26 protein-coding genes and 1 tRNA gene are annotated in these 25,838 nt (G+C 57.4%); 19 read left to right on the top strand and 8 right to left on the bottom strand.

Annotated elements, in window-relative coordinates:
- Positions 1–18 precede the first annotated feature (18 nt).
- From ACUTSC_RS00495 to csrD, 5 genes are all read right to left on the bottom strand, one after another.
- Positions 19–603, bottom strand: coding sequence for a Maf family protein (locus tag ACUTSC_RS00495; protein ID WP_048321988.1), 585 nt, complete (start codon positions 601–603; stop codon positions 19–21).
- Between the two features lie 10 nt (positions 604–613).
- Entirely contained in the window at positions 614–1,102 is a 489-nt protein-coding gene (gene mreD / locus ACUTSC_RS00490) for a rod shape-determining protein MreD (RefSeq protein ID WP_004936918.1), read from the bottom strand.
- On the bottom strand, positions 1,099–2,124 hold the full coding sequence (gene mreC, locus ACUTSC_RS00485; RefSeq protein ID WP_197767559.1) for a rod shape-determining protein MreC: 1,026 nt from the start codon (positions 2,122–2,124) through the stop codon (positions 1,099–1,101). The genes mreD and mreC overlap by 4 nt, the downstream gene beginning before the upstream one ends.
- A gap of 94 nt (positions 2,125–2,218) precedes the next feature.
- The gene (mreB, locus tag ACUTSC_RS00480; RefSeq protein WP_003855260.1) at positions 2,219–3,262 is read right to left on the bottom strand and encodes a rod shape-determining protein MreB; all 1,044 of its coding nucleotides are present in this window, start codon (positions 3,260–3,262) and stop codon (positions 2,219–2,221) included.
- 413 nt (positions 3,263–3,675) lie between these two features.
- A complete protein-coding gene (csrD, locus tag ACUTSC_RS00475) occupies positions 3,676–5,610 on the bottom strand; it encodes an RNase E specificity factor CsrD (protein ID WP_197767560.1) in 1,935 nt (644 codons plus the stop codon).
- A 204-nt stretch (positions 5,611–5,814) separates the two neighbouring features.
- Here csrD and acuI point away from each other — a divergent pair, with 204 nt between their 5' ends.
- The 8 genes from acuI (at position 5,815) to ACUTSC_RS00435 (ending at position 13,617) form a co-directional block, all read left to right on the top strand.
- Positions 5,815–6,792 carry an acrylyl-CoA reductase (NADPH) gene (gene acuI, locus ACUTSC_RS00470; protein ID WP_047729768.1) on the top strand — a complete coding sequence of 326 codons (978 nt, stop codon included), beginning with the start codon at positions 5,815–5,817 and terminating at the stop codon, positions 6,790–6,792.
- Positions 6,793–6,947: 155 nt separating this feature from the next.
- Positions 6,948–7,949, top strand: a complete 1,002-nt coding sequence (gene msrP, locus ACUTSC_RS00465) for a protein-methionine-sulfoxide reductase catalytic subunit MsrP (protein ID WP_197767562.1) — start codon at positions 6,948–6,950, stop codon at positions 7,947–7,949.
- Positions 7,950–8,549, top strand: coding sequence for a protein-methionine-sulfoxide reductase heme-binding subunit MsrQ (msrQ, locus tag ACUTSC_RS00460; RefSeq protein WP_016930241.1), 600 nt, complete (start codon positions 7,950–7,952; stop codon positions 8,547–8,549).
- A gap of 287 nt (positions 8,550–8,836) precedes the next feature.
- Positions 8,837–9,289, top strand: coding sequence for a type II 3-dehydroquinate dehydratase (gene aroQ, locus ACUTSC_RS00455; protein WP_004936891.1), 453 nt, complete (start codon positions 8,837–8,839; stop codon positions 9,287–9,289).
- Positions 9,290–9,321: 32 nt separating this feature from the next.
- On the top strand, positions 9,322–9,789 hold the full coding sequence (gene accB / locus ACUTSC_RS00450) for an acetyl-CoA carboxylase biotin carboxyl carrier protein (protein ID WP_038879746.1): 468 nt from the start codon (positions 9,322–9,324) through the stop codon (positions 9,787–9,789).
- Positions 9,790–9,801: 12 nt separating this feature from the next.
- Entirely contained in the window at positions 9,802–11,151 is a 1,350-nt protein-coding gene (accC, locus tag ACUTSC_RS00445) for an acetyl-CoA carboxylase biotin carboxylase subunit (protein WP_004936886.1), read from the top strand.
- Between the two features lie 419 nt (positions 11,152–11,570).
- Positions 11,571–12,638 (top strand): cupin domain-containing protein, encoded by a 1,068-nt coding sequence (locus ACUTSC_RS00440; RefSeq protein WP_028127541.1) that lies wholly within the window; start codon positions 11,571–11,573, stop codon positions 12,636–12,638.
- A 25-nt stretch (positions 12,639–12,663) separates the two neighbouring features.
- Positions 12,664–13,617, top strand: coding sequence for a lactate/malate family dehydrogenase (locus ACUTSC_RS00435; RefSeq protein WP_197767563.1), 954 nt, complete (start codon positions 12,664–12,666; stop codon positions 13,615–13,617).
- Between the two features lie 170 nt (positions 13,618–13,787).
- Here the strand turns inward: ACUTSC_RS00435 and ACUTSC_RS00430 are convergent, their stop codons facing one another.
- Positions 13,788–13,985 carry a hypothetical protein gene (locus ACUTSC_RS00430; RefSeq protein WP_443002401.1) on the bottom strand — a complete coding sequence of 66 codons (198 nt, stop codon included), beginning with the start codon at positions 13,983–13,985 and terminating at the stop codon, positions 13,788–13,790.
- Between the two features lie 36 nt (positions 13,986–14,021).
- Here ACUTSC_RS00430 and ACUTSC_RS00425 point away from each other — a divergent pair, with 36 nt between their 5' ends.
- From ACUTSC_RS00425 to fis, 8 genes are all read left to right on the top strand, one after another.
- Positions 14,022–15,848, top strand: a complete 1,827-nt coding sequence (locus ACUTSC_RS00425) for a hypothetical protein (protein ID WP_443006801.1) — start codon at positions 14,022–14,024, stop codon at positions 15,846–15,848.
- Positions 15,849–15,895: 47 nt separating this feature from the next.
- Positions 15,896–17,101 (top strand): MFS transporter, encoded by a 1,206-nt coding sequence (locus ACUTSC_RS00420; protein ID WP_197767565.1) that lies wholly within the window; start codon positions 15,896–15,898, stop codon positions 17,099–17,101.
- A gap of 195 nt (positions 17,102–17,296) precedes the next feature.
- Positions 17,297–17,373, top strand: a tRNA-OTHER gene (locus tag ACUTSC_RS00415).
- 219 nt (positions 17,374–17,592) lie between these two features.
- Complete coding sequence (locus ACUTSC_RS00410; protein WP_004936865.1) at positions 17,593–17,835, top strand: YhdT family protein; 243 nt, start codon at positions 17,593–17,595, stop codon at positions 17,833–17,835.
- On the top strand, positions 17,825–19,270 hold the full coding sequence (gene panF, locus ACUTSC_RS00405) for a sodium/pantothenate symporter (RefSeq protein WP_197767566.1): 1,446 nt from the start codon (positions 17,825–17,827) through the stop codon (positions 19,268–19,270). The genes ACUTSC_RS00410 and panF overlap by 11 nt, the downstream gene beginning before the upstream one ends.
- Before the next feature lie 11 nt (positions 19,271–19,281).
- On the top strand, positions 19,282–20,163 hold the full coding sequence (gene prmA, locus ACUTSC_RS00400; RefSeq protein ID WP_016930246.1) for a 50S ribosomal protein L11 methyltransferase: 882 nt from the start codon (positions 19,282–19,284) through the stop codon (positions 20,161–20,163).
- Between the two features lie 393 nt (positions 20,164–20,556).
- Positions 20,557–21,561 (top strand): tRNA dihydrouridine synthase DusB, encoded by a 1,005-nt coding sequence (gene dusB, locus ACUTSC_RS00395; protein WP_025304426.1) that lies wholly within the window; start codon positions 20,557–20,559, stop codon positions 21,559–21,561.
- Positions 21,543–21,839 (top strand): DNA-binding transcriptional regulator Fis, encoded by a 297-nt coding sequence (gene fis / locus ACUTSC_RS00390; protein WP_000462905.1) that lies wholly within the window; start codon positions 21,543–21,545, stop codon positions 21,837–21,839. The genes dusB and fis overlap by 19 nt, the downstream gene beginning before the upstream one ends.
- 74 nt (positions 21,840–21,913) lie before the next feature.
- On the opposite strand, the gene ACUTSC_RS00385 is transcribed toward fis, so the two are convergent.
- Entirely contained in the window at positions 21,914–22,144 is a 231-nt protein-coding gene (locus ACUTSC_RS00385; protein ID WP_197767567.1) for a hypothetical protein, read from the bottom strand.
- A 146-nt stretch (positions 22,145–22,290) separates the two neighbouring features.
- Positions 22,291–22,632 carry a hypothetical protein gene (locus ACUTSC_RS00380; RefSeq protein ID WP_197767568.1) on the bottom strand — a complete coding sequence of 114 codons (342 nt, stop codon included), beginning with the start codon at positions 22,630–22,632 and terminating at the stop codon, positions 22,291–22,293.
- Positions 22,633–22,880: 248 nt separating this feature from the next.
- On the opposite strand from ACUTSC_RS00380, the gene lpxO reads away from it, so the two are divergent.
- The 3 genes from lpxO (at position 22,881) to ACUTSC_RS00365 (ending at position 25,824) form a co-directional block, all read left to right on the top strand.
- Complete coding sequence (gene lpxO, locus ACUTSC_RS00375; RefSeq protein ID WP_445653026.1) at positions 22,881–23,786, top strand: lipid A hydroxylase LpxO; 906 nt, start codon at positions 22,881–22,883, stop codon at positions 23,784–23,786.
- A gap of 302 nt (positions 23,787–24,088) precedes the next feature.
- Positions 24,089–25,009 carry a kdo(2)-lipid IV(A) palmitoleoyltransferase gene (gene lpxP / locus ACUTSC_RS00370; RefSeq protein WP_197767570.1) on the top strand — a complete coding sequence of 307 codons (921 nt, stop codon included), beginning with the start codon at positions 24,089–24,091 and terminating at the stop codon, positions 25,007–25,009.
- 116 nt (positions 25,010–25,125) lie between these two features.
- On the top strand, positions 25,126–25,824 hold the full coding sequence (locus ACUTSC_RS00365) for a CTP synthase C-terminal region-related (seleno)protein (RefSeq protein WP_197773720.1): 699 nt from the start codon (positions 25,126–25,128) through the stop codon (positions 25,822–25,824).
- The last annotated feature ends 14 nt before the right edge of the window (positions 25,825–25,838 follow it).

Genomic DNA, 25,838 nt, shown 5'->3' with positions numbered 1-25,838 from the left:
CGATAATGGCAGCGCCCATCAACCGGTTCTTACATCACGTAATGCGACAAAATTACTGAGCAGCTCATGTGTTTCGACCAGCGGCAGACCGACCACCGCGTGATAACTCCCGGTTATCGTTCTGACGAAACAACCACCCTTTCCTTGAATTCCATAGGCGCCCGCCTTATCCATCGGTTCGCCCGTAGCAATATAGTCGCGGATATCCTGTTGTGACAGGCTGCGGAACGTCACGTCGGTCACCACCAGCTGGCAGCGCACGTCGTGGCGATCGGCGATCGCCACCGCCGTCATCACCTGATGCTGCTTGCCGGACAGGGCCGCCAGCATTTCGGCCGCATGGGCTTCATCGCGCGGCTTCTCCAGCACCCGGCCGTTGAGCACCACGATGGTGTCGGCGCCCAGCACCGGCCGATCCTCCTGCGCCAGCGCCACGCCGGCTTTGGCCTTGTCCTGCGCCAGGCGGCGCACATAGGCTTCGGCGGCTTCGCCTTCCCGGCGCTGCTCTTCGGTATGCGTCAGCAGAATGTCGAACGACACGCCCAGCAGGGTCAGCAGTTCACGTCGACGTGGGGAGCCGGAGGCCAGATAAAGCGAAGTCATTGATATATCCTTACTGTACGGCGAACTGACGGCGGATTTTGCGCATCAACAGGAATAACCACGGCCACAAAATGCCGTTTACCACACTACTCCAGAACACCTCTGGGCGGAAAGAGACGTTGATCACTAAAAACTCAGCCCAGAACACCACCACGTCCATCGACAGCGACAGCAGCACGACGATCAGCGCCTGTTGCCACAGCGCCATATTGCGGAACAGTTGGAATTTGAACGCCACCAGGTAGGCGATGATGCCCAGCGCCAGCGCGCGCACGCCCAGCGTGGAGCCGAGGATCAGATCCATGATCAGCCCCAGCACAAAGCCGGTGCCGACGTTGACCCGGTGCGGCAAGGCCATTACCCAGTAAATCAGGATCAACACCAGCCAGGAAGGCCGGAACATGTAGATTTGCTCCGGCCACGGCATGATTTGCAGCACCAACGCCACCAGGAACGACAGCCAGATTATCCAGCGCCCGTGGCTGCGGTAGCTGTTCATTGCACCACTCCCGCCGCGGCAGGCTGAACCTGAGGCTGGGCAGACGCCGGAGCGGCGGTTTGCGGCGCCACGCCGGTAGCCGGAGCCGGCAGCTGCGGCCCGACCGAGCCGGCAGGCGGCAGCACCTGCGGCATCATCTGCATCAGGCGTTCATTGGCCACGCGGTGCACTTCGTCCGGCGGCAGCGGCATGTCGCCGTTGCGATCGGCGCCCCACAGCAGCAACAGGTAGCGCAAGCGCTGCAGACCGGCGGTCGGCCGTGCCTGAATCACGGTGTAAGCGCGCTGGTTGTCGACCTTGACCGAGGAGACCACCGCCACCGGATAGCCTTCCGGGAAGCGGCCGCCGAGGCCGGAGGTCACCAGCACGTCGCCAACGCGGATATCGGTGTTGTTCGGCAGGTGCTCCAGCTGCAGATCGTCGGCGCAGCCGCTGCCTGCGGCGATCACTCGAATATCGTTGCGCAGCACCTGGATCGGCAACGCGTGCGAGGCATCGCAGATCAGCAGCACGCGGCTGGTGACTTTCGCCACCGCCACCACCTGACCGACCACGCCCTTGTCGCTGATCACCGGCTGGCCTTCATAGACGCCGTTGTCCGACCCCTTGTCGATCACCACCTGATCGCTGTAAGGATCGGAACCGGTGGAGATCACCTGGGTGACCATCTTGTGTTCGTCCTGGCGCAGCGGGGAACCCAGCAGCTCGCGCAAGCGGGCGTTTTCCTGCTTGAATTGGCCAAGAAGAAGAATATCGCTGTTTTTCAGCAGCAGTTCCTGCCGCAGAGCGCGGTTTTCCAGCTCCAGCTGTTGGCGGGTGGCCAGCGTTTCTGACACGCTGTCCAAAACTTTACGCGGCCCGTTGGCCAGAAAATAGAAAGGGCTGACTGCGGTGTCCATGTAGTTGCGTATCTTCACGAACGTGCCGAGCCGGCTGTCGGCAACGATCAGGCCAATGGCCGCGATCACCGCCAAAAAAAGTCGCAGTTGCAGGGAAGGCCCCCTGCTAAAAATCGGCTTCATAAATTATGCGAGTTCCTCGACAACAGAAAGAGGAACCGTACCCGATTTTCGCTGTGCGCATTCATCCGATACGATTCCTCCCTCCAGGGGCTGGCTATTCTTCGCTGAACAAATCGCCGCCGTGCATGTCGATCATTTCCAACGCCTTGCCGCCGCCGCGCGCCACGCAGGTCAGCGGGTCTTCCGCCACCACGACCGGAATGCCGGTTTCTTCCATCAGCAGGCGATCGAGGTTGCGCAGCAGCGCGCCGCCGCCGGTCAATACCATGCCGCGTTCGGAAATGTCGGAGGCCAATTCTGGCGGGCACTGCTCCAGCGCAACCATCACCGCGCTGACGATGCCGGTCAGCGGCTCTTGCAGGGCTTCAAGGATTTCATTGGAGTTCAGGGTAAAGCCGCGCGGTACGCCTTCGGCCAGGTTACGGCCACGGACTTCGATTTCGCGCACTTCGTCGCCCGGATAGGCAGAACCGATTTCGTGCTTGATGCGCTCGGCGGTCGCTTCGCCGATCAGCGAGCCGTAGTTACGGCGCACATAATTGATGATGGCTTCATCGAAGCGGTCGCCGCCGATGCGCACGGAAGAGGAGTACACCACGCCGTTCAGCGAGATCACCGCCACTTCAGTGGTACCGCCACCGATATCCACCACCATGGAACCGGTCGCTTCGGAGACCGGCAGACCTGCGCCGATCGCCGCCGCCATCGGCTCTTCAATCAGGAACACTTCACGCGCGCCGGCCCCTTGGGCGGACTCGCGGATAGCGCGGCGTTCAACCTGGGTTGCGCCGACCGGCACACAGACCAGCACACGCGGGCTTGGGCGCATGAAGCTGTTGCTGTGAACCTGTTTGATAAAGTGCTGCAGCATTTTTTCGGTCACGAAGAAGTCGGCGATTACGCCGTCTTTCATCGGGCGAATAGCCGCGATGTTGCCGGGGGTGCGGCCCAGCATCTGTTTGGCGTCATGACCGACGGCCGCTACGCTCTTTGGGGAGCCGGCACGATCCTGGCGAATGGCAACCACCGAAGGTTCATTCAGTACGATGCCTTGCCCTTTAACATAAATCAGGGTATTGGCGGTACCCAAGTCGATGGACAAGTCGTTGGAAAACATGCCACGAAATTTCTTAAACATAACGAAAGGATAATCCTGCAAGCTGGGGGCGGAAAATAAAATCCGCCTACTTTACCAACCACACGAAGCAGCGACAAGGCGCAAAAACGTTCTACTTCGGTGAAAAATAGTCTGTATTGTTTCTGCTCGAATGCACGGAAATTGGATGAGGCCTGAATTCCCTGAACAAAGGCTCAGTTTACCACCCTGTCAACGCACGAAACGGCGTAACACAGCTCATAAAATCTAACATATTCCCTGATTGCCGCCGATGGTAAGCACCTACCAACGTCAACCAGATAAAAGCTGACAAGAGCCTATCTCAAATAGGCGTCGTTGTCGCAGGCAGATTGGAGAAAACTCCAAAATGACGGGTGACATGGCCCAGATGGATCCGGCGCTCATTCTACGTCAATTTTTGTCCGGCAATCAGCTTAAACGCGATAACGACGTGAATATTTTTTACGCCCCGCGTCGATCGGTTCCGGCGATGCGAAAAAGTCGCCCTGCCCGCCGTGGATACCACGCTCTTTCAGCGTCTGCCACTCGTTGCGCGTGCGCACGCTGGCGGCGAACACCTGCGCGTGCGTGCCCGCGCAGGCACCCGTCAGGCTCTGCACGAACAGCTGATTTTCGTCCCGCTTATCGATACTCCGCACCAGCCCCGGGTGGAGCTTGACGATCTCCACCTGCAACGACTTGATATAGGACGTACTGACCACGGTTAAACCCGCTTTGGACACCGCGAGGCGGCAGCCCAGCCCTGACAGCAACTTCAGTACCGGACGCAAACGGTCGATATGTTGACACACATCTGCCTCCGCAAGTTCAATCAGAATTCGCCTACGCTGACTTTTTTCGCACTGCAACAACGTATCGCGCAGCCAGCGCTGGAAAGAACGCTGCAAAATCGAGTCGACGCACAGCGGAAACGCCAGCGTTTCCTCAGGCCATTGCGCCAGCAAGGGGAGGATGCGGCTCACCTGTTGGCGATCGTAACTCTCCGCCAACCCCAGCTGCTGCACCAGCGGCATATATTCCGCCGGCAGCAACTCCTGGGAGCCGTCATAAATCCGGCTCATGATCTCAAGATGGTGTACCTCGCCTTCTACGGTCACCGCCGGTTTCTGATACAGCCGCGGGCCGCCGCGCGCCAGCACCTGTTCCAACAGCGTGCGCCACTTGACGCTGCCGCGCCCCTTTTCCGGCACCTGGCTGTCGTACACATACCAGCCGTTTTCGCCCTGCAGCGTCGCGTGGCGCGTCGCCTGCTCCGCGTAATCGATCACCTGCTCCGTGGTTTGCCCGCTGCGGTACGCCACGATGCCGATGTGCAGGAAGGCCTCGCGATCGATCAGCGCCGTGGAAGGCAAGGCATCGATGGCGTTGACCAGCTGTGACGCGATGCCGTCGGCTTCCTTCAGGGTTCGATGCGGCAACAGCACGGTAAAATCGCTGTGGAAATAGCGCGCCAGCAGCGCCGAGGGGTAGCGCATCACGAAGGTAGACAGCAGGTTGACCAGCGAATACATCAGCTCCTGTACCGCCACGCTGCCGTGCGTGTCGCGCAGGGTCTCGAAATCGGGCAGCCGCACCATCATCACGATGCCGTGCGAACCTTCGTCTTCCAGCTGAGTGGTCAATTGATTATCGAAGAACAGGCGATTATTCAGCCCGGTTTTGGCGTCCTGCGCGGCGAAGGCGCGGATCAGCGTATCGACCCGGCTGCGCTCTTCCCGCGCTTCAGCCAGATCGGCCAGCAGGCGGTCGAGCGCGCCGCTGACGTTGGCCGGCCACTCACGCACGTCGCCCTGCATGACGTTTTCACGCTCGCCGTTCAGAATGCGCCGCGCGCGGCGTTCCAGGCGGTCTTCACCGTCGGCCTGCTCACGCAACCAGCGCAGGCTGAACAGCAAAACCACCACCATGACGACGATCGACAGCGTGACGGCGGCGGTGGACTGCAACGTGCGCACGTCGCTGGCGAAGGGATCGAGGTAAGTGATGTACAGTGTGCTGCCCGGGTGTTGCAACAGGGGGCGCGAGACCTGACGATAGCCGTTCAGCGTATCCCAGGGCTCTTTTTTCAGCGTCGGCAATTTATAGTTGAGAAACTGGCTGGTGCCGGCCTCTACGCGGATCGACACGATGCCGAGCGGGCGCATGACGATCGGCAACCATTTCTCCTGATCGCGCGGCGATTCGTGCAACATGGCCTGATCGAGAGAGGTAACCAGCGAATCAAAGCGGCGCTCCTGGCGATCCTGGGTAACGTAAAAGAAGCTGTATGAGCATCCCATCAGCATCAAAAACATCGCCAGCGCGACCAACAGAGTGATCAATGCAGAGAGTTTGGTGGTAAATCGCATCCCTGTGCCTTGTCCGCTATGGTTAAGTGAGTGTTCACCCTTTAGCTAAAAGGGGCCGTCCAACCCTAACAAGCCTTGCTGAAGAATTAAACCTGCAAGCGCCGTTTTTGTCCTTTATCAGGACTTGGGCCGCTTATTATGCATATAGTCAAATAAATGTGATTCAGCCATTGATAGAAAAGTGTAAACGAGAGGAAGAGTGACATGCGTGCACTGTTATTGGAACAACAAGACGACCAAACTCTGGCTCAAATCAAAGATATCGGCAGCGATCGGTTGCCGGAAGGCGATGTCACCGTCGACATCAACTGGTCCAGCCTAAATTATAAGGATGCGCTGGCGATCACCGGCAAAGGCAAGATCGTGCGCAACTTCCCGATGGTGCCGGGCATCGACTTCGCCGGCACCGTGCGCCACAGCCGCGACGATCGCTTCAAAGAGGGGCAAAGCGTGGTGCTCACCGGCTGGGGCGTGGGTGAACATCACTGGGGCGGCCTGGCCGAGCAGGCGCGCGTCTCGGGCGAATGGCTGGTACCGCTGCCGAACGGCCTGGATGAGCGCAAGGCGATGATCATCGGCACCGCCGGCTTTACCGCCATGCTGTGCGTCATGGCGCTGGAGGAAGGCGGCGTGCATCCGGACGACGGCGATATTCTGGTGACCGGCGCCAGCGGCGGCGTGGGCAGCACCGCCATCGCCCTGCTGGCGGCGTTGGGCTATCGGGTGACCGCCATCAGCGGCCGCGACAGCAATACCGACTACCTGAAAGCGCTCGGCGCCAAAGAGGTGATGTCGCGCGATGGCTATATCGACACGCCGCGCCCGCTGGAGAAACAGCTGTGGGCCGGCGCGGTGGACACCGTCGGCGACAAACTGCTGGCGCGGGTGCTGGCGCAGATGAACTATAACGGCACCGTCGCCGCCTGCGGCCTGGCGGGCGGTTATCAGCTGCCGACCACCGTGATGCCGTTCATTCTGCGCAACGTGCGCCTGCAGGGCGTGGATTCGGTACATACGCCGCTGCACCGCCGCCAAACCGCCTGGGAGCGGCTGGCCGGTATTCTGCCGGACAGCTTCTATCAGCAGGCCACGCATGAAATCACCCTCGAGCAGGCGCCGGCCACCGCCGCCGCGCTGCTGAACAACCAAATCACCGGCCGCACCCTGGTGAAAATCCGCTGACCTTCTCCCCCCGGCAACGGGGGTTCACCCGCTTCTGCGAAATTTCATATTTTCCCGCGTCCCCTCGCTTCCGGCCGGCTTTAGCGCCATGCTTATTTCATGGAGACCCGTTAGCCGCTCGCAGGCGGCGGGAATCAGTCGCGGAGAACATAAGCATGAACAAACACCCGAAATTGACCGAGGCCGACGTCACGCCGGAGAGCGTGTTCCACCAGCGGCGCAAAGTGCTGCAGGCGCTCGGCATCACCGCCGCTACGCTGGCGCTGCCTACCGGCGCCCGGGCGGACCTGCTGTCGTGGTTCAAAGGCAACGATCGCCCCAAGGCGCCGCCGGGCAAAGCGCTGGCATTCAGCAAACCGGCCGCCTGGCAGGCGCAGCTGGCGATGACGCCGGAAGATAAGGTCACCGGCTACAACAACTTCTATGAATTCGGCCTCGACAAAGCCGATCCGGCCGCCAACGCCGGCGGGCTGAAAACCGAAGGCTGGAAAGTACGCATCGACGGCGAAGTGGCGAAGCCGATAACGCTGGATATCGACGATCTGATGAAGCGTTTCCCGCTGGAACAGCGCATTTACCGCATGCGCTGCGTCGAGGCCTGGTCGATGGTGGTGCCGTGGATCGGTTTCGAACTGGGCAAGCTTCTCAAGCTGGCCGAACCGAACAGCAACGCGCGCTACGTGGCCTTCCAGACGCTGTACGATCCGGAGCAGATGCCCGGCCAGAAAGATCGCTTTATCGGCGGCGGCCTGAAATATCCCTACGTCGAAGGGCTGCGGCTGGACGAGGCGATGCATCCGCTGGCGCTGCTGACCGTCGGCGTGTACGGCAAAACCCTGCCGCCGCAAAACGGCGCGCCGCTGCGGCTGATCACGCCGTGGAAATACGGCTTCAAAGGCATCAAATCGATCGTGCATATCCGTTTGGTGCGCGATCAGCCGCCGACCACCTGGAACCAATCCGCGCCGAACGAGTACGGTTTTTACGCCAACGTGAACCCGCACGTCGATCATCCGCGCTGGTCGCAGGCCACCGAGCGTTTCATCGGCTCCGGCGGCATTCTCGACGTCAAACGCCAACCGACGCTGCTGTTCAACGGCTATGCCGATCAGGTGGCGTCGCTGTATCGTGGCATGGATCTGCGGGAGAATTTCTAAGTGCGCCTGACGCCTGTTCATATCAAATGGCTGAAAGCCGCCCTGCATCTGGCGGCATTTCTGCCCTTTCTCTGGCTGGTGCTGGCGGTGGATCAGGGCTGGTTCAGCGCCGATCCGTCCAAGGACATTCAGCATTTTACCGGCAGAATGACGCTGAAACTGCTGCTGGCCACGCTGGCTATCGCCCCGCTGGCGCGCTACGCCCGCCAACCGCTGCTGATCCGCTGCCGCCGTCTGGTGGGGCTGTGGTGCTTTGCCTGGGGCACGCTGCACCTGATAAGCTACTCCACGCTGGAGCTGGGGCTGAGCAATCTCGGCCTGCTGGGCAGCGAGCTGGTGAACCGCCCTTATCTGACGCTCGGCATCCTCACCTGGCTGATCCTGCTGGCGCTGGCGGCCACTTCGACGCTGTGGGCGATGCGCAAACTGGGCGCCAAATGGCAAACGTTGCACAACTTCGTCTATCTGGCGGCGATCCTCGCCCCCATCCACTACCTGTGGTCGGTCAAAACGTTTTCCCCCCAGCCGTTCATTTACGCGCTGCTGGCGGTGGCGCTGTTGGGCCTGCGCTACAAGAAATTCCGCGCCTGGTGGCGCTGAATCACGCGGCGGCGCGTGTTATTGTCGCGGAAAAACACACGCCGCCGGCCGGAACTTTTTCTGTGTTCCAGCGCTCATATTCCTGTCACGGATCCCCTGGTTCGTCGATTTGGGGTTGAATATCTTCGCTGATAAGACCAGTATTTAGCTGCGAATTGCTACGATATCGTTATAATGCCCGACCTTGTTTCTGTTCTCAGGGTGAATTTGCCCCTTAACAGGTGACAAATCGATAACATCGGGTTATTTTCTACGATGATGGTTTTATTGCCGGAGATACCAGCACAATGGCGGATAAGTTTCACATTTTGCTTCTGAACGGCCCCAATCTCAATCTGCTGGGGACGCGTGAGCCGGAGAAGTACGGCAGCACGACGCTGACAGAGATTGTTAACGGATTGGAAAACCAGGCATCCGCATTGGATATTACCCTGAGCCATCTGCAATCCAACGCCGAGCATCAGCTGATCGATCGCATTCATCAGGCGCGCGGCAACACCGATTTCATTCTGATAAACCCGGCGGCGTTCACGCATACCAGCGTGGCGCTGCGCGATGCGTTGCTGGCGGTGCAGATCCCGTTCATCGAGATCCACCTGTCCAACGTGCACGCCCGCGAACCTTTCCGCCATCACTCTTATCTCTCGGACGTAGCGGTAGGCGTGATTTGCGGCCTCGGCGCGGATGGCTACGCTTTCGCTTTACAGGCAGCGGTTAACCGTCTGTCGAAAACCCACTAATTGCTCCACAAAAAGAGTACGGAATCACACTCATGGATATTCGTAAAATCAAGAAACTGATCGAACTGGTTGAAGAATCAGGCATTTCTGAACTGGAAATCTCTGAAGGCGAAGAATCGGTTCGCATCAGCCGTGCCGCACCGGCGCAGGCTTACCCCGTCATGCAGCAGGCCTACGCGATGCCGGCGCAGCAGCAGCCGGCCCTGGCTGCCGCCGTTGCCACCGCACCTGCGGCAGAAACCCCTGCGGCACCGGCGGCCATGAGTGGCCACGTCGTTCGTTCCCCAATGGTAGGCACCTTCTACCGCACCCCAAGCCCGGACGCGAAAGCCTTCGTGGAAGTGGGTCAGAAAGTGAACGCCGGCGATACCCTGTGCATCGTTGAAGCCATGAAAATGATGAACCAGATCGAAGCCGACAAGTCCGGCGTCGTGAAAGCCATCCTGGTGGAAAACGGCCAGCCGGTCGAATATGACGAGCCGCTGGTCGTCATCGAATAACGAGGCGCCCCCATGCTTGATAAAATTGTTATCGCCAACCGCGGCGAGATCGCGCTTCGTATCCTGCGTGCCTGTAAAGAACTGGGCATCAAGACCGTTGCGGTTCACTCCGCTGCCGACCGCGATCTGAAACACGTGCTGCTGGCCGACGAGACCGTCTGCATCGGTCCTGCGCCATCGGTAAAAAGCTATCTGAACATCCCGGCCATCATCTCGGCGGCGGAAATCACCGGCGCCGTGGCGATCCACCCGGGTTACGGCTTCCTGTCCGAGAACGCCGACTTCGCCGAGCAGGTTGAACGCTCCGGCTTCATCTTCATCGGCCCGAAAGCCGAAACCATCCGCCTGATGGGCGACAAGGTTTCCGCGATCAACGCCATGAAGAAAGCCGGCGTGCCTTGCGTACCTGGCTCTGACGGCCCGCTGACCGACGACATGGATAAAAACCGTGCCTTCGCCAAGCGCATCGGTTACCCGGTGATCATCAAGGCCTCCGGCGGCGGCGGCGGTCGCGGCATGCGCGTCGTGCGCAGCGACAAAGACCTTGAGCAGTCCATCAACATGACGAAAGCGGAAGCCAAAGCGGCTTTCAACAACGACATGGTGTACATGGAAAAATACCTGGAAAATCCGCGCCACATCGAGATTCAGGTATTGGCCGACGGCCAGGGCAACGCCATCTATCTGGCCGAGCGCGACTGCTCCATGCAGCGCCGCCACCAGAAAGTGGTAGAAGAAGCGCCGGCACCGGGCATCACCAGCGAAATGCGCCGTTACATCGGCGAGCGCTGCTCGAAAGCCTGCGTGGAAATCGGCTACCGCGGTGCGGGCACCTTCGAGTTCCTATATGAAAACGGCGAGTTCTATTTCATCGAAATGAACACCCGTATTCAGGTAGAGCACCCGGTTACCGAAATGATCACCGGCGTGGATCTGATCAAAGAGCAGCTGCGCATCGCTGCCGGTCAGCCGCTGTCGATCAAACAGGAAGAAGTGAAGATCCACGGCCACGCGGTAGAATGCCGTATCAACGCTGAAGATCCGAACACCTTCCTGCCGAGCCCGGGCAAGATCACCCGCTTCCACGCGCCAGGCGGTTTCGGCGTGCGTTGGGAATCTCATATCTACGCCGGTTACACCGTACCGCCGTACTATGACTCCATGATCGGCAAACTGATCACCTTCGGCGAAAACCGTGACGTGGCGATTGCCCGCATGAAGAACGCCTTGGCTGAACTGATCATCGACGGCATCAAAACCAACGTTGAGCTGCAGCAGAAGATCATGAACGACGAAAACTTCCAGCACGGTGGCACCAACATCCACTATCTGGAGAAGAAGCTGGGTCTGCAGGAAACCTAAGGCAGCCACGCAGCACCGTCTGACGAAAGGCCGGTTAATCACCGGCCTTTTTCTTTTCTCACGCCCGCCTGATTTTTTCGTTCAACCGCGCAAAATAGAATCAAATCTTCACAGATAACTTTATCTTCACATTTATCGAGCACCCCACCCGCATCACCACGCAAAACATAAAAAACTGTTTTTAAACAAAAAATACCCATCACATAGCTTGAAAATAAATATTAGCAAGGAAAAAAATCAATCACTCGAATTTTTACACGCCATAAGCTTTAACAAAATTAACGTATTAATTACAAAGCTTGACCCCGATCACATCCGCTCGGTGATAGCCCGTGCTATTGTCGCCGTCGATCGAATGCAGCGCGCTCTTTTTCTCTTTTTATTTATCCTTTTTATTGACTTAGATGAGTAATGTCTTAATGAGCCATGTAACTGAATACGACCGTAAGCCCGTGTTTTCCCAGTACCACCGTGCTGACATGGAAACCATAAAAAGCATTAAGGAAAACGGGATTGAGAAGCTTTTGGGCGAAGTGAAGAATTTCCGCGCCAATGAGGAAATGAACCGCTTTATTCCCGAACAGGCACGCCTGGCAGTAAGCTGGGTGCGTCTGGCGAAAAACGAAAAGCTGGATGTGCATGTTCATCCAATATCTTCGCTGTATATCATTTGTGAAGGGGAAGCGATCCTGCTGGGAGACGGCGTCGACCGCCGGGCCGTTCCAGGCGATGTCATCTGCATTCCGCCAGGCGCGGATCACGGCTTCATCGGCGCGGGCGACAACGGCTACTGGGGGCTGTCAATCCAGTTTGAGGAGCGCGGGCTCTATGAAGATCCAAGCAAGCCGCTGGTGACTTTCGATCAAGATCCCTACGCTTACTACCATCAGCTTAAAGCGCATAACGCCCGCTACATCGAGCGCTACCAGGACAACAAGATCTTTACCGCATTCGCCAAGGATAAAACCTTCTCCGAGGCGAAAAAATCCTTGTTCCTGGACTACCTGCAGATCCTGTCCGATCAGTTCCAAAAAATGGTGCTGCTGCGTAGCGCACTGTGTGAAGACGTTCGCTTCTCACGTTTCTTCAGTGAGCATCTGAAAGAAGAATTCGGCCATGACGAGGTGCTGCGCAACAGCCGCGACAACCTCCAAGTTCGCGAAGACGCGATCTTTGAAGCACTGTGCATCTGGTTCAACCACCAGATGATCACGCTGGATAATCTGGAACAGGCTATCCTGGTGCACTTTGTCATCGAAGGTTCGGCTTTCGTTTTCTATAACAACATCAAACACGTGTTCGATCCGAGCAAACAGAACCATTTCGAGGATCACTCCGAATTCGATGGCGATCATCAGGAAGTGGATAAAGCGTTCTTCAAGGGGATGACCGAAGAACAATTCCAGCGTGTCAAAGCCGTACTCGATAAAGGGTGGAGTATGGTTGAGAAGCAGTATGCAAGACTGGCCGAACTGATCGAAGCATAAGCCGGGCAGGTCATCAGGAGCGGTCATGAAAATTGTTTTATTGGGATTCGGCGGCATTGGGCAAGAGACGCTAAACGCGCTGTTAAGTACGACCGAGCGACGTGGCAGCGTCAATGAAGTCGTGATCATCTGCCGAAATACCGAAAAATATTCAGCCGTTTGCGAAGATATTCTTGATGGCCTGCTGGCGGAAGCGCTCTTCTCACGCCATAACCGGACGTCTTTACCCAAGATGGTTGTGACGGATGACTACCGCCACATCGATGGGGCTGACGTGATCCTCTGTTGCTATGGCGTGCCTTCAACCTTTCCGATGCATGACCGCCAGGCGTTGCTGGACGATCACGTACGGCTCAGCGAGGCCATTTTTAGCCGAGCCAAACCATTCATTGCTCCCGGCTGCCACATCATCAATGCGGTCAATCCGGTGGATAGCATCAGCTATTACATCGATAAAATCCTGCTCGACTCTCGCTGCCGGGTGATAGGGATCGGCGCCGCGCACAACACCGCCAGGCTGCTGAAAAGCATCTGCCGCATTTCCGGGATCGACATGCAGCGCATTGACGCGCGTAGCCTGACGGTCTGCGGCGAACACGGCGCCGGGTTGGTGCCCTTGCTCAGCCAGGTAACAACCGACGAGGGACCGCTGAACCAGCTACTTTCGGCGCAGGCGCTGGCGCAAATCGTCACCGATACCCGCAATCAAGGGTTGGACATATTTCACAAAATGCGGCGCCCTCCTAAATATGGCCCGGCCGCCTCCATTCTTATCTTGCTTGAGCGCATCATCCAACGGGACGAAACCCCCTGCTGCGGTTCGGTCTGGCTGCCGGAACTGGGCGTGTTCATGTCCTGGCCGCTGGCTCTGCGCGACGGCGTCTTTACGCCGCTATCGCTGATGCCCAATCAGGATGAGCAACAACAAATCCACCAGGCGGCGCTCAAGTTAAAAAACATCATCCAAGGTTTTAGCTGATGACGACCGATCAAACCAGACAGATTTTCCGCGATCTCTACATGCCGTTACGCCCTGAGTATCGTTTTCTTTCGCCACTGTACGGGGTGCTCTGGTGCAACAACGAACTCGCGGAAAAGTATTACCGTTTTCTTGGCGCCGATCACCCGATCGGCCAGGTGGCGCGCGCGTTATTCTACCGCACTGACCTGGTCGAGTTTGACGTAAGCAAAGAGGTGAAGAATCCGTTCACCTGGTTTTCCCCCTCTACCCTTGCACGGCTGGTGGCTTTCATGAGCAGCCGGCGTTTCACCGACGATGATATCGCCATGCTGTACCAACAGGTGCGCGATGAAACGGATTTTCACGATGCCGTTGAGCGGCAGCATCGGCTTTCCGGGCAAATACGCCGGCTGTGCGACAGCGTGCTGCAACAATTCGAAAATACGAAAACGCAGATCGCCGCCGCGGAGAGCGAAGCGCTCGCCTTAGGCGCTCAGTTGAAAACGCAGGAAAAAGCGCTGAACCAGATCCTGCAACAGGCCGAAAACGCAGTTAAAACGCAGCAGGCGCCGATCCAACAATGTCGAACCGCGATCGCCGCGCTAAAAGCCGGTAAAAAAGCGCTGGGCAAGAGCGCTGCGGAGAATAAAGAGGCGCAACTGTTGGCGCTCAATGCCGAAATCGCCGAGCTGGAAGCACGCGTGAATGCGGCGCAGCAAGAAGCCGTGCATCAAGCCGGCCTGTTCCCCGCCTGGCAAAACGCGCAGGCCGCCGTCGAACACGCCCACCAGCAAAAAGATGAAGCCACCTTGCGCGCCAGCATGCTGGCGGAAAATTTTACCGAAAGCACCGTCGAACGGCTGCAAACCGAGGGATTCAGCGCCGATTTCATTGCATTGCATCTGCCTTTCAACAAGTATCACCGCTATCTGCCACGACGTGTGCAGGATTACGTCGGTATCCACTGTGCAGATCGCGACAGCTTGCTGGCCGAGTTGCACAATTTATGTCGTTTACTGATCGCGGCCAGCCGCACCGCCGGGCACGACAGGGAGGCGTTTCATTTGCTCAACGCGGCGCTGTGGCTGAAATGCAAGGGTAACTTCGGCAAATTGACCGCCTACATGCAGCAACTGCGGGAGCTGAGCGGGGAGTTGTTCGGCGAAACGGCGATGGACGAGACGCACTTCCCCGATCTCTGCCACGACTATTACGATCGCGAAGTGTACGGCCGCTATTTTCCGCCGCTGTGCATCACCAAAACCTGCCGCCCCGCGCCGGATTCTGACGTCTCGTTCTCAGATTGCGGGGAGAGTTCGCTGCGCAACTTCATCAATGTCCTGGTGAAAAACCAAGCAAGCGCGCAGCTTGACGCCGGAATACTCAAACGCAGCGGCCTGGCTGTCGATCCGCGCGTCATCGCGTTCTATGAAAAAAACCCTCGTTTGGAAACGATCAGAAGCCAGGAAGTACATAACCAGTGGGCTGAGATTGCCTCATCACTCAATGCGCGCGACAGCCGAATCAAATACCTGACGCCAGGCAAAGACGCCTATTGCGAGTTGGCCGCCGGCGGTAACAACATGCAGCATATGCTGCAAGCGCTATTGGGCGAAGCTGATATCACCACCATTTGCCGCCGAATCGCCTCCTCTTCCGGCATCGATATTCGTTGCGATCTCAGCGAATTCCACCCGGAACGGCACGATCTGGAAGACTTCACCAACGTTGTTCGCCTTGAATTCGACGGCAAATATGTCTTTCACTGGTATTTCCTCAAACAGCATTTCCGCTGCGCTTCGGCAGATCTGTTCAACGAAGAGGAAAATTATGTACGCCAGGCACTCGCCATGCTGAATGACGAGATGAAACAGGGTCGTCTGAATCGCGACCAGTTCCGCGCACTGCTCAGTTTCCATCTGAAAGAGAAGCCCGTGGCGCAAGTCAAAATGATATTCGACAACCTTGGCGCTATCCTCGTCGGAGATGAAATGACGTTCTTGATGTTGGGTAAATTGAACTCCGTCGATTCCATGTTCGAATACTGCATGAACGTTCTGGCGATTCCAACGCTGGCGCATAGCACGCCAGTTTCGGCGACTGTCGCCGCGATTATTCAAGGCATCAGCCCGCATCCGGTTATCTTCGACCAGCGGAAAAATCTCATCGCGAGGATTAGAGAAGCCGGAGTGACGCCGTTACTCACTCTGGCTAACCGGTGGGAAAAGGAAAGTTTGGAAAAGGTGTAATACACTCGGTTCAACAGACGACGAGCAACATTTAAGGAGAAACCGCCTTGAGGTCAACATTCATCCCTTATTTCCCAAAAGAAATATGGGTTATCTTTATCGGGACGTTTTTGACGCGCGCCTGCTTTTTCATGATTTGGCCATTCATTACCATTCTTATGAGAAATAACTACGCGATGACTCCGGTGGAAATCGGCGTCATGATGAGCGTATCACTTATCGTGTCTATTTCTTTCGGCTATCTCTTCGGTGGCGCATCAGACAAATATGGCCGTCGCACGTTGATTATTCTCGGTGCAATTGCCGCTATCATTTCATTTAGCGTACTTGCGTTGGCCAACTCACCGGCGTGGTATTTTGTCGGTATTTTACTCAATGGCATTTCGCGCTCATTGATCGAACCCGCCAGCAAAGCGGTGATCGGCGATATTCTCCATGACAGGCAAGAGCGAGAACGCGCGTTGAACATCCGCTACTTCCTGATGAACGTGGGCGCAGCCGTCGGCCCATTAGTGGGTGTCGCTCTCGGGCTGACGGCGCAGAAGGCCACCTTCTTCGTCACCGCATTGTCGTTCCTTTGCTATTTGCTGCTGGTGCTCGCGGTATTCAAAGCGGGGCACGGTAAAGAAACGCGCAACGCCACCTTCTCGTTCATTGGCTCTTTGCGGATTATCTGGAACGATCAGGCGTTCAAGGTTTTGGTTGTCGCCAACATTTTGGTGATGCTGGTCTACGGGCAGATCGACGTGACACTGCCGCAATACCTCATGATCAGCCAGGTGCACAACCCCGAATACCTGCTCAGCGTGCTGATATTCATCAATGCAGCCACGGTGATAACGCTGCAGTATTTCACCGAGCGCTTTACCCGTCGCATGTCATTGGCACTGAAAACCAGCCTGGGCGTGTTCTTTCTCGCGCTTTCACAAATTGTCTTCCTGCTGGTTTCCAGTGAAAGCTGGGTGCTGTGGTTGGTCGCCATGTTCCTGCTCAGCCTCGGCGAAGTCATCCTGTTCCCTACGCTCAATATACAAATTGATCGTATGGCGCCGGCCAACCTAAAAGGGGCTTACTTCGGTGCCGCCACGTTTTACGAATTTGGCCTGGCGCTCGCCCCTTTTGTCGGCGGTTTGCTGTTAAAACAAGGTGGCGGTGGCGCCCTGTATGCCGTGATGTTCTTTTTATGCATCGGCGTCATCGTTCTTTATACTATTTCAGAAAGAATATCTGAGAAAAGAACGATAACCGCGTGACATTGTTAATCCGCTAATTAACGCCGCCCTTGTTTAAGTGTATTAACGGGGCGGCTTTAACGTGATATTAATCACAGTAAATAAATAAAAAAGGATGTGCAGGTCATTATTTAATCGAACGATTTATTTAATACCAAAAAATAAAAAAATCTATTTACATGAATGATTAGGAGATGTTATAAATTTGTTTATTACAGGCGTGTAGCTCAGTGGTAGAGCGCTGTGTCATACTTCACAGAGGTCACCTGGTTCGATTCCGGTTGCGCCAACCAATATAAAACTCATTCCTTTCCCATTCTCTTTAATTATTTTTTCATCGAAATAAACCGGCAACAGTTTATATATTTACCCCCCTCTTTTCTTTCCATCGCCCCGTTGCGTTCACCGGAAAGGTGAATAATTTATTAGCCAAACGCCGCACATTCCGTACAATCCTGTTCCTTCATCTGTTCTTGTCACAAGCCATCATCGTAAACCTATGGGGGACACTGATGGACAAACGCTTTATTCAGGCGCACCGCGAAGCGCGCTGGGCGCTGGGGCTGACGCTGCTCTACCTGCTGGCCTGGGGGCTGGCGGCCTACCTGCCGGACAGCGCCATCGGCGTCACCGGCCTGCCGCACTGGTTCGAAATGGCCTGCTTACTGGTACCACTGCTGTTCATCGGCCTGTGCTGGCTGATGGTGCGCACGGTGTTTCGCGACATTTCGCTGGAGGACCGCGATGCAAACTGAAGTGATCCTGCCGCTGGTCGCCTACCTGCTGCTGGTATTCGGCCTGTCGGTATACGCCTACAGCCGCCGCCAGAGCGGGAATTTCCTCAGCGAATACTTCCTCGGCAACCGCTCGATGGGCGGCTTTGTGCTGGCGATGACCCTGACCGCCACCTACATCAGCGCCAGTTCGTTTATCGGCGGCCCCGGCGCCGCCTACAAATACGGCCTGGGCTGGGTGCTGCTGGCGATGATCCAGCTGCCGGCGGTGTGGCTGTCGCTCGGCGTGCTGGGCAAGAAATTCGCCATCCTGGCGCGGCGCTACAACGCCATCACCCTCAATGACATGCTGTATGGCCGCTACCAAAGCCGCCTGCTGGTTTGGCTGGCCAGCCTCAGCCTGCTGGTGGCGTTCCTCGGCGCCATGACGGTGCAGTTCATCGGCGGCGCCCGCCTGCTGGAGACCGCCGCCGGCATTCCTTACGACACCGGCCTGCTGATCTTCGGCATCAGCATCGCGCTGTACACCGCCTTCGGCGGCTTCCGCGCCAGCGTGCTGAACGACGCCATGCAGGGGCTGGTGATGCTGCTCGGCACCGTGCTGCTGCTGGTGGCGGTGATCCACGCCGCCGGCGGGCTGGACAGCGCGGTGAACAAACTGCAGCAGATCGATCCGGCGCTGGTGTCGCCGCAGGGCGGCGATCAGATCCTCAGCCTGCCGTTTATGGCATCGTTCTGGATCCTGGTGTGCTTCGGGGTGATCGGCCTGCCGCATACCGCCGTGCGCTGTATTTCTTACAAAGACAGCAAGGCGGTGCATCGCGGCATTCTGCTCGGCACCGTGGTGGTGGCGGTGCTGATGTTCGGCATGCACCTGGCCGGCGCGCTCGGCCGCGCGGTGTTGCCGGATCTCAAGATCCCCGACCAGGTGATCCCGACGCTGATGATCACCGTGCTGCCGCCGTACGCCGCCGGGATCTTTTTGGCGGCGCCGATGGCGGCGATCATGTCGACCATCAATGCCCAACTGCTGCAATCCTCCGCCACCATCATCAAGGATCTCTACCTGGGCGTACGCCCACAGCAGATCCACAACGAGCGGCTGATCAAGCGCTTCTCAAGCCTGACCACGCTGGTCCTCGGTCTGCTGGTGCTGCTGGCGGCCTGGCGGCCGCCTGAGATGATCATCTGGCTCAACCTGCTGGCTTTCGGCGGGCTGGAGGCGGTATTCCTGTGGCCGTTGGTGCTGGGCCTGTATTGGGAACGCGCCAATGCTCAGGGAGCGCTTAGCTCAATGGTGTCGGGTGCGGTATGCTATACGCTATTGGCCAGCTTCAACCTGCAACCGGCGGGGCTGCACCCTATCGTGCCTTCGCTGTTGCTCAGCCTGTTGGCGTTTTATCTCGGTAATGTCGTCGGCGAAAAGCGCCGGGCGGCGTCATCATTACCCTCTTGAAGAGAATTGCTATGCCTTGGATCCAACTCAAACTGAACACCACCGGCAGCCAGGCGGAAGACCTGAGCGACGCGCTGGTGGAAAGCGGCGCCGTGTCGGTGACCTTCCAGGACACCCACGACAACCCGGTGTTCGAACCCTTGCCGGGTGAAACCCTGCTGTGGGGCGATACCGACGTGATCGGCCTGTACGACGCGGAAACCGATATGGCCGAGGTGGTGGCGATGCTGGAACAGCACCCGCTGCTGGGCGCCGGTTTCCGCCACAAGATAGAACAGCTGGAAGACAAGGACTGGGAGCGCGAGTGGATGGACAACTTCCACCCGATGCGCTTCGGCGAGCGCTTGTGGATCTGCCCGAGCTGGCGTGACGTGCCGGATCCCGACGCGGTCAACGTGATGCTCGATCCGGGCCTCGCATTCGGTACCGGCACCCACCCGACCACGGCGCTGTGCCTGCAGTGGCTGGACGGCCTCGATCTGGCCGGCAAAACCGTTATCGACTTCGGTTGCGGTTCCGGCATCCTGGCAATCGCCGCCCTGAAGCTGGGTGCAGCGCGCGCTATCGGCATCGACATCGATCCCCAAGCCATTCAGGCCAGCCGCGACAACGCGCAGCGTAACGGCGTTTCAGAGCGTCTGGAGCTGTATCTGCCGAAAGACCAGCCGGCGGACCTGCTGGCGGACGTGGTGGTCGCCAACATCCTCGCCGGCCCGCTGCGCGAGCTGGCGCCGCTGATCGGTTGCCTGCCGAAGGCCGGCGGTCATCTGGGGCTGTCCGGCGTGCTGGCCAGCCAGGCGAGCAGCGTAGCGGAAGCCTACGAAGAGAAGTTCACGCTCGATCCGGTCGCCGAGCGCGAAGAATGGTGCCGCATCACCGGCCGCCGCAAGTAAGCGTCACGGTCTATTGCCTCCTCATCCACCGGCCCTGCGCCGGTGGATTTTTTTTGCCTGGCGATCGGCCTGCGGGCGAGACAAAATTTTATGCAATTTTTCGCCACTCAACGACGGATCGCCCTGATAATGCGCCTTCCAGACAGGCTATCTCGGCAAAAAACGCGGGTGAATGCAGATAATATTCTGCACAAAGGCGAATATTTTGCCGCACACAAAATAAGCACTTTTCGTCAACTTATTGTAAAATATATATAATATTTTTATGAATAGCCGCGTAGCGCATTTTTCGTCCTAATATCGGGCCAATTGGTTAAAGTTTGGCCTTTCATCTCGACGCAAAAATGCGTAATATACGCGCCCTTGCGGACACAGTATGGTCACTCTTTGTCTATGCGCATTGGACACCACCAGCTTACTAATTGCCTGATTGCGGCCCCGATGGCCGGTATTACAGATCGCCCGTTCAGAACCCTCTGTCATGCAATGGGTGCTGGGATGGCTGTATCCGAAATGCTCTCCTCCAACCCGGAGGTGTGGCGGACGGATAAGTCGCGTCTGCGTATGGTGCATAGCGATGAACCAGGGATCCGCTCCGTGCAGATTGCCGGATGCGATCCTGATGATATGGCCGCCGCCGCGCGTATCAACGTGGCCAGCGGCGCGCAGATCATCGACATCAATATGGGATGCCCGGCCAAAAAAGTGAACCGGAAGCTTGCCGGGTCCGCCTTGTTGCAGTACCCGGATCTGGTAAAACGGATCCTCCACGCGGTGGTTGACGCGGTGGATGTGCCGGTAACGCTGAAGATTCGCACCGGCTGGGCGCCAGAGCATCGTAACTGTGTAGAGATTGCCCAACTGGCCGAAGACTGTGGTATTCAGGCCCTGACGATTCACGGCCGAACCCGCGCCTGTCTGTTTAACGGCAACGCGGAATACGACAGCATTCGGGCAGTTAAGCAGAGTGTTTCCATTCCGATTATCGCGAATGGGGATATTACTGACCCGCATAAAGCCAGAGCAGTGCTCGACTACACCGGGGCCGATGCCCTGATGATAGGCCGCGCTGCTCAGGGGAGACCCTGGATCTTCCGGGAAATCCAGCATTATCTGGACACTGGGGAGTTGCTGCCGCCGCTGCCGCTTGGCGAGGTGAAGCGCTTGTTGATTGGGCACATTCGGGAATTGCACGGCTTCTATGGCCAAGGCAAGGGATTCCGGATTGCTCGTAAGCACGTGTCCTGGTATCTCCAGGAACACGCTCCGAATGACCAGTTTCGGCGCACATTCAACGCCATAGAGGATGCCAGCGAACAGCTGGAGGCGTTGGAGGCATATTTCGAAAATCTTAGCGTAAAAAAAGAGCTGACAGAACTATGTTCGAACAACGCGTAAATTCTGACGTACTGACCGTTTCTACCGTTAACTCACAAGATCAGGTGACTCAAAAGCCTCTGCGTGACTCGGTTAAACAAGCACTGAAGAACTATTTTGCTCAACTGAATGGTCAAGACGTAAATGACCTGTATGAGCTGGTACTGGCTGAAGTTGAACAGCCACTGTTGGACATGGTGATGCAATACACCCGTGGCAACCAGACCCGCGCAGCCCTGATGATGGGCATCAACCGCGGCACGCTGCGCAAGAAGCTGAAAAAATACGGCATGAACTGATACTAGTCAGTTAACGTGTTGAAAAGGCGCTTTATCTCATTTGATAAGCGCCTTTTTCTTTTTGTGGCTTGTGCCTACATTGGCGGGGCTTTACGCGGAATGCGCTTATCAATGTATCCGGCAATGAAATAGCAAATACCCGCCACGCCCGCGACCATCACGGAGCGCTTCCACCCGTCCAACTCCACACCCAGGCTATCCAGCCCGCTCAACACCCCAAACACCAGCAGACCCAAGATCACCGATGCTCTGCCTGTCCAGGTGGGTGAGGGGGTAAATAAACGCCTTATCCAGTGGGATCTCATAGCGCTTCCTCCTTGCTTACGATTGAGTCGCCAATCGATGAAGAATACTCTCACGTTTTACTCGGGGCGACAAAGCGGGGGCATAGGCTCTGGTTTGCAGACAATAAAAAAGGCCGCAGCGCGGCCCTTGGGGTAAAGCGGAGACCTTATTCGGTCGCTTTGTTCTTGAGGCTTTCCGCCCCTTGCTTGGTCTTGTCCCAAGCCTTCTCCGTACCCTGTTTGGTGGAGTGCCAGGCCTTTTGCGAGCCTTCGCTTACTTTGCTGCCGACGCTGTCGCTCTTGCCTTCAGCGGCGTGCTTGGCTTTCAGCTTCAGCTCTTCACCCTTGTCCTGAGACTGGTGCAGCTTTTCTTTGGCGGTATCCGCCCCTTTATTCGCCTCAGCGACGACCTCGTTGCTGGCGTGAGCGGCGGTGTCGGTCGCGGTTTCAGCAGCGAACACCGGGGAAGCGAGCAGCAGTGCAGACAAGGCAATGATTGATTTCTTCATAAGTCCCTCTTTTCTCAGATACGTGCCATTCGTCATGAAACAAGATGGCATGAAACACCCCTTGAACGATTTAAGAATAGGACTAAAAACAAAAAAATCGATATAAAATTTTATTACCAGCGGTTTTATTGATTTTTTATGCCACCAAGCAGTATGAGCGGGGAAAGCGCACGAAAAAGTTAAATTTTTCCTGTCACAAAACTATAATTTGTACGAATTTTTAACAAGCACCAACAGGGATGGATTCTATGGTTGCCGCGATCATTATCGGCATTTTTATCATCAGCTTCCTCTACGCGCACTCCCGCGGCAAGGAGAAACAAAAACTTACCCGCCAACTGTTCGATCACTCCACCTTTATGGGGCCGATCAACATGTTTATGACCGGCTTCTCACGTTTGCCCGCCAAACAGCCCTATTTCGACGAAAAAGGCTTCCCGGAGCTGCAGACGCTGACCGACAACTGGCAGGTGATCCGCGAGGAAGCGGTACGCCTGCAGGATCACATCAAAAAGGCGCAGTCGCACAACGACGCAGGGTTCAACACTTTCTTCAAGCGCGGCTGGAAACGTTTCTATCTGAAATGGTACAGCGACAGCCACCCTTCGGCGCAGACGCTGTGCCCAAAAACCGTCGAGCTGCTCAACCGCATCCCATCGGTCAAGGCAGCGATGTTCGCCGAGCTGCCGCCCGGCAGCCATTTAGGTAAACACCGCGATCCTTACGCCGGTTCGGTGCGCTATCACCTGGGGCTAATGACGCCCAACGACGACCGCTGCTTCATCGAGGTGGACGGCGAGCAGCACAGCTGGCGCGACGGCGAGGCGGTGCTCTTTGACGAAACCTACGTGCACTGGGCGCAAAACGCCACCGATCAGACGCGCATCATTCTGTTTTGCGACGTCGAACGGCCGATGAAATGGCGCTGGGCGCAGGCGGTCAACCACTGGGTCGGCGCCACGCTGATGTCGGCGGCCAGCTCGCCGAACGACGATCAGGATCGCACCGGCGGCATCAACCGCATCTTCAAATACGTCAACGCGGTGCGCGATGCCGGCCAACGCCTGAAGGCGCGCAACCGCCGCGGTTACTACCTGCTGAAGTGGCTGGTGATCGCCGCCATTTTCGCCGCCATCATCCTCCCCAGCCTGTAAACCGTCGCCCATCTTCAACTCAGGGGCAACGCGAATGAGAATATTCGCATGCCCCTCTTCCGCCACACCCCGTACCCTGTGTTAACATACACGTTCCTAGAGCCGCCTCCGCTGGCCAACAGCTATCCCTCCGAAGCCTGATAGCAGCGCAAACCGCCCTTCGAATGTAAATGTTTAGTCAATTATGGAATTCCGACTAAACCCTGGCCGTACTTGGGTGTCTGAGTAGTCGTATCGCTATCGAGTGGAACCTTTATGCGTTACAGCTTGCTGCCCCCCTTTAACGTATAAAAAGAGTTTCTATGAAATCAGCCAAAGCATTTCAACTGGCCTTGCTGCACCCGCGCTACTGGCTCACCTGGTTCGGTCTCGCCCTGCTGTTCCTGCTGGTCCAGCTCCCTTACCCGTTGCTCAATCGGCTGGGAGTGTGGATGGGGCGCACTTCGATGCGATTTCTCAAACGGCGCGTCACCATCACCCGTCGCAACCTCGAGCTGTGCTTCCCCGATATGGACGAAGCGCAGCGTGAGCGCAAGGTGGTGGGCAACTTCGAATCGCTCGGCATGGGCCTGTTGGAAACCGGCATGGCCTGGTTCTGGTCGGATAAACGCGTCAAGCGCTGGTTCAACGTCTCCGGCATCAACCACCTCAAAATGGCGCAGCGCGACGATCGCGGCGTGCTGGTGATCGGCGTGCACTTTATGTCGCTGGAGCTGGGCGGCCGGGCAATGGGTCTGTGCCAGCCGATGATGGCGATGTACCGTCCGCACAACAACAAGGCGATGGAGTGGGCGCAGACCAAGGGCCGCATGCGCTCCAACAAGGCGATGATCGATCGCAAGGATCTGCGCGGCATGGTGCACGCGCTCAAGCGCGGCGAGGCGGTATGGTTCGCGCCGGATCAGGACTACGGCCCGCGCGGCAGCGTATTCGCCCCGCTGTTCGCCGTCGATCAGGCCGCCACCACCAGCGGCACCTTCATGCTGGCGCGCATGGCCAACCCGGCGCTGGTGCCGGTGGTGCTGATCCGCCGCGAACGCGGCCGCGGCTACGACCTGCTGATCCAGCCTGCCCTGGAAGACTATCCGCTCAGCGACGAACAGGCGGCGGCGGTTTACATGAACAAAGTGATCGAGAAAGAGATCATGCGGGCGCCGGAGCAATACATGTGGCTGCACCGCCGCTTCAAAACCCGACCGGCCGGTGCGCCCTCGCTGTACTGACCCTCATTTTTTTCAGCCCGGCCAACGCCGGGCTTTTTTGTGCGCCACGTTTAAAAAGCGGCGGCTCGACACTCTACTTTCCTGTAATCTCCTTTTTTACCCGCACAGGAAAGGAAATGATGAAAGCTCAAGTTCGCATTGCTCTGGTCGGTGATTACAACCCGCAAGCCGTGGCCCATCAGGCCATCCCCGTGGCGCTCCGGCTCGCCGCCGCCCATCTCGACATCGACGTGCTGCCCCAGTGGCTACCGACCGACACCCTGACCACCCCCGAAACGCTGCAAAATTTCGACGCCATCTGGGTGGTGCCGGGCAGCCCGTATCGTTACGACGACGGCGCCTTTATGGCGATCCGTCATGCGCGGGAAAACGACGTGCCGTTCCTCGGCTCCTGCGGCGGTTTTCAATACGCCATCGTCGAATACGCCCGCAACGTGATGGGCTGGCACGACGCCGGCCATGCGGAAACCGACAGCGGCGGCCGGTTGGTGATCGCCCCGCTGAGCTGCTCGCTGGTGGAGAAAACCGGCGACATCGTTTTTCAGCCCGAGACCCGCGTCGCGCAGGCCTACGGCAGCCTGAACACCCATGAAGGCTACCACTGCAACTTCGGCGTGAATCCGGAGTTCGTCGCCGATCTTGAGCGCTTCCCGCTGATGATCAGCGGCCACGACACCGAAGGCGACGTGCGCGCCATCGAACTGCCGGGCCTGCGTTTTTATGTCGCCACGCTGTTCCAGTCGGAACGCGCCGCGCTGCGCGGCGAGCTTTCACCGCTGGTGGTGGAACTCGTCAAAACCGCCGCCAACGGGTAAAAAAAAGCCCTCTT

This window comes from Serratia sp. TSA_105.2 (assembly GCF_052692115.1).
Note: the sequence above shows the minus strand (reverse complement) of the source record. Positions and strands in the feature narration are given on the sequence as shown.